Origin of the sequence: Solemya elarraichensis gill symbiont, assembly GCF_002021095.1 — a bacterium.
GTDB lineage: Bacteria > Pseudomonadota > Gammaproteobacteria > Chromatiales > Chromatiaceae.
In genome coordinates this window covers 1-3,769 of the sequence record NZ_MPRK01000226.1, presented here as the reverse complement: position 1 = coordinate 3,769, position 3,769 = coordinate 1, and the positions used below count along the sequence as shown (strand labels likewise).

Genomic DNA, 3,769 nt, shown 5'->3' with positions numbered 1-3,769 from the left:
CTCCCGTTTCAGCTTGGCCATTTCTTCATCTCGTGCATGGCCCTGTCCGGGAAAAGCCTTGGCGCCATTGGTTTCGAGTTCCCGTCGCCAACAACCTAACATATTTGCGCTAATACCCAAATCGCGACTGATCTGGGCAAGTGTTACTCCTGGCTGATTGGCCAGTGCAACCGCCTCATGTTTGAACGCATCAGAAAAATTTCTGCGTTTACTCATCGGATACCCCCTGGCTCATTATGAGCCTTTTTAGGTTATCCGGAAAATCGGGGTAAAACCCCACAAACAGATGGCAGGTGATTTTGTGCGCACCATTGGTTATGCCAGAGCAAGACTTAAACTGGGTTTGATCAATATGGCGTACAACATGAAGCGCTGGAGTTATTTTGATGAGGTTGGTGCTTGTTGATGCCAGGGGATTGGTCCGCCTGGAAGGTGTAAATTGATCAAATAATGATCAATTAAAAGGGTATCCTTGCCTCGATTTCGAGTGAAAATCGGAATTTCGACAAAGAATCGAGACACGCTATAATAAATTCGGATTATTCGAGGTACCCTTAAGAATTGAATCCGCGCGTAAAAAAGAATATGAAGGTCAGGCGTTACAAAACAGGAGAGGAAGAAGCCCTATGGTCTCTGCTATACGAGACCGCCCATAGTGTGAATAGTAAAGACTACTCACCAGCACAAATCGACGCATGGGCACCATGTGAGAAAGATTCGTTCCAATGGGCTAATAGGCTAAAAGGAACAAACCCTTTTGTAGCAGAAGAAAATGGTGAGTTAATCGGTTTTGCTGAGCTTGAAAATAATGGTCACATAGACTGTTTTTACGCTGCTCATAATTGGCAGGGAAAGGGCGTTGGGAGCGCATTACTTCGCGCCATAGAGGCAGAAGCATCGAGCCAAGGTATTTCAAGCCTATTTGCCGAGGCAAGTATTACGGCAAAGGGCTTTTTTCAGAACCATGGTTTCTCAATCGAAGGCGAACAAACAGTATCGCTTCGTGGAGAGCGATTTACGAACTACGCAGTGTCAAAGCGCATTAGCAGCTAACAAGGGGTTCCAGCGGATGCCAAAACGCGACGTTATGCCCCAATAAGAATGAACACTGAGATCACAATCAGACAAGCAGAACCAAATGACGCTGAGGCATTGGTTAAATTATTCCCAGCGTTGTATCGGGAGTCTGATTTTCTGCTGCTAGAGCACGACGAATTCAACGTATCGACAGAAGAAGAAGCAAAATTAATCGAACAGAATAGAGGCTCTAAGTCGTGGGTTTTGTTCGTTGCAGAATCAGAAAATGAGTTGGTAGGTTTTTTAGGTGGTAATGGTGGGAAAACAAAACGCAATCGCCACACTGTTCAAATAGCAATGGCAGTGCTTGAAAAAGCACAAGGAAATGGCATTGGTCGTCAATTGCTTCAGGTGTTCATCAATTGGGCATCAAAAAACCACTATCACCGTATAGAACTCACAGTTGTTGAAACAAATAACAAGGCCGTATCCTTGTACCAAAGCATGGGGTTTGAGCCTGAAGGCATAAAACATAATTCACTGAAGGTGAATGGCAGGTATATCAATGAGCATTACATGGCAAAGTTCATATAGGTATAACAAGGTGCTCAAGTTCGTTCGCTATCGCTCACTGGGACGCTTGCTGCGCTCGCGCCCCTTAGCACAACGTTAATGTCTCCTTCGGTAGCAGAGCTGCCATGTCAGCAATCGGCAAGAAGCGGACTTGATGTCGCAATCTGCGACAACAAGATTAACTTCTGCCTGGTTATATAACTGATTTACGCATTCAGAAGAACTAGTGGGAAAGATTATTACCAACACTTAATTAGGACAGAGCCTTAATCTTTGTACTCATAATTCATACCCATATCAAGAGCGTCAAGTACAGATGACTCTGAATCTGAGAATCTTGACTCTAAAACTTTGATATTGTTGTGGTTAAGTCCAACCGGACACCCAGCTAAGCACATTGCTCAAATTCGCTGGGCGTTAAATCGCCCAGCGTCGTATGCAGGCGGCGTGAGTTGTAATACGCGATGTACGCTCTCACATCCGCTACTGCGTCTTCCCTTGTCGGGTAGACATTCCCCGTCAACCATTCGCGCTTGAGGCTGCTGATCGCGCTTGAGGCTGCTGAAGAAGCGCTCAGTCGGCGCGTTGTCCCAGCAGTTTCCCTTGCGGCTCATCGAGCACACCATGCCGTGTTGGCGGAGCAACGCCTGGTAGGCGTGGCTGGCGTACTGGCTGCCCCGGTTAGAGTGATGCTACACCCCCTCTGGCGAGTTACGCAGGTTGATAGCCATCATCAAAGCCCCGTCGTTTCCATGCGGCAATCTAGGTGCCAGCCAGCCAGCCAGCCAGCCACCCGGCGCGAATACAGGTCGATCACCACCGCCAGATAAACCCTCCCCTGCAAGGTCCAGATATACGTGATGTCGGTTGTCCATACTCGGTTCTTTTCTGTCGGTGTGAAACCTCGGTTCAACACGTTCTCCGCCACCGGCAGCGCGTGTTTACTGCACAGCACAGTGACGGGGAAATCGTCCTGCTGCGCCTGGATAAAGCCGTACTTCACTTCATTTCTTTCGCAAAGAAGGCGCGTGCCTTTTTAGGATTTCCGCGGTTTCAAGTAATAACTGCAATTCAATTACGCAGCAAGTAAATCCACTCGCTGCCCCATAAATAATTCATTCGGTGATCGATGGCCTCTTGTGGCTCTCGGTCTGTTGTTGAGTCTGTTCATCACATACTCAACCTGAGTATCACTCACCTCATTATTAAAATCGGTGCCTTTTGGAAAATACTGCCGGATCAACCCATTGGTATTTTCATTGATGCCACGCTCCCACGATGCGTAAGGGTGGGCAAAATAAATATCTGCATCCAATCCTTCAGCGATAGCTTCATGCCCGGCAAACTCAAGGCCATTATCAAAGGTGATAGTTTTCACTCTATCCTTCAGATGCTGCATATTCTGAACCGCTGCTTCAGTCAGAAGATCAGCACGTTTACCGGTTAATCGGACAATCACGGTATACAGTGTTTTACGTTCTACCATCGTCAACAGTGCGCTTTTGCACCCCTTGCCTATGACTGTGTCACCCTCCCAGTCACCAATGCGTGTACCTCTATCGACAACTGCTGGGCGGTCATCGATACCCACCCGATTCTTGATCTTTCCACGCCGATCATAGCTGCCATAGCGCTTGCGATAAGGCTTTGAGGCTACTCTCAGGTGCCTGTACAAATCGCCACCTCTAGCCTTGTCAGCATAAATCAGCTGATACACCGTTTCGTGATGCAGCGATAGGCTCTTGTGCCTAGCCAAATAGCCCACGACTTTCTGAGGGGTTAACTCCTGGCGAATCAGCGTTGCGATAGCGACTCGGATGCCGTCAGTTACTTTGCATGCCTTACCTGCCCCTTTACGCCGAAAACCTGACAATCTTTGGGCTTGCTTTGGCCTGTATCCCCGCAATCCTTTATTGCGCCTCAACTCGCGGCTGATGGTGGAGGGACTTCGTCCCAACAGCCATGCAATTTCCTTCTGCGAATGTCCGCCTTTCTTGAGCGCGTAAATTTGGTATCGTTCATGTTCGGTCAGCTGGCTGTAGTTCATAAGTGCTTCTTCTCTTTGTCTGGAGAAGCGCCGACTCTACCAGCTGGCCCTTCAACCGCTGCGCGCCAAGGAGAGAGAATCGAAGGCGCGTAGTCCCCGGTAGCCACTAGGCGAGACTGTTTTTCTGACGTG

6 protein-coding genes are annotated in these 3,769 nt (G+C 48.3%); 2 read left to right on the top strand and 4 right to left on the bottom strand.

All coding sequences use genetic code 11. From position 1 onward, the window contains the following. Positions 1 to 216, bottom strand: a 216-nt coding sequence (locus BOW51_RS09400; protein ID WP_153039642.1) for a transposase, incomplete at its 3' end; no start/stop codon positions are given. A gap of 345 nt (positions 217 to 561) precedes the next feature. Between BOW51_RS09400 and BOW51_RS09395 the strand changes: the two genes are divergently transcribed. Both BOW51_RS09395 and BOW51_RS09390 read left to right on the top strand, forming a co-directional pair. Beyond that, a complete protein-coding gene (locus BOW51_RS09395) occupies positions 562 to 1,053 on the top strand; it encodes a GNAT family N-acetyltransferase (protein ID WP_245828657.1) in 492 nt (163 codons plus the stop codon). A 48-nt stretch (positions 1,054 to 1,101) separates the two neighbouring features. After that, positions 1,102 to 1,611, top strand: a complete 510-nt coding sequence (locus tag BOW51_RS09390) for a GNAT family N-acetyltransferase (RefSeq protein WP_078477495.1) — start codon at positions 1,102 to 1,104, stop codon at positions 1,609 to 1,611. A gap of 367 nt (positions 1,612 to 1,978) precedes the next feature. Here the strand turns inward: BOW51_RS09390 and BOW51_RS11950 are convergent, their stop codons facing one another. From BOW51_RS11950 to BOW51_RS09375, 3 genes are all read right to left on the bottom strand, one after another. Continuing rightward, positions 1,979 to 2,137 carry an IS3 family transposase gene (locus BOW51_RS11950; protein WP_370738167.1) on the bottom strand — a complete coding sequence of 53 codons (159 nt, stop codon included), beginning with the start codon at positions 2,135 to 2,137 and terminating at the stop codon, positions 1,979 to 1,981. Between the two features lie 186 nt (positions 2,138 to 2,323). After that, a complete protein-coding gene (locus tag BOW51_RS09380) occupies positions 2,324 to 2,593 on the bottom strand; it encodes a DDE-type integrase/transposase/recombinase (RefSeq protein ID WP_078477493.1) in 270 nt (89 codons plus the stop codon). 72 nt (positions 2,594 to 2,665) lie between these two features. Continuing rightward, positions 2,666 to 3,637, bottom strand: a complete 972-nt coding sequence (locus tag BOW51_RS09375; RefSeq protein ID WP_078477492.1) for an IS30 family transposase — start codon at positions 3,635 to 3,637, stop codon at positions 2,666 to 2,668. Positions 3,638 to 3,769: the final 132 nt, after the last annotated feature.

Excerpts from the sequence above, each read along its gene's own strand:
- BOW51_RS09390 (WP_078477495.1), top strand. The coding sequence starts at position 1,102 with ATGAACACTGAGATCACAATCAGACAAGCAGAACCAAATGACGCTGAG.
- BOW51_RS09375 (WP_078477492.1), bottom strand. The coding sequence starts at position 3,637 with ATGAACTACAGCCAGCTGACCGAACATGAACGATACCAAATTTACGCG.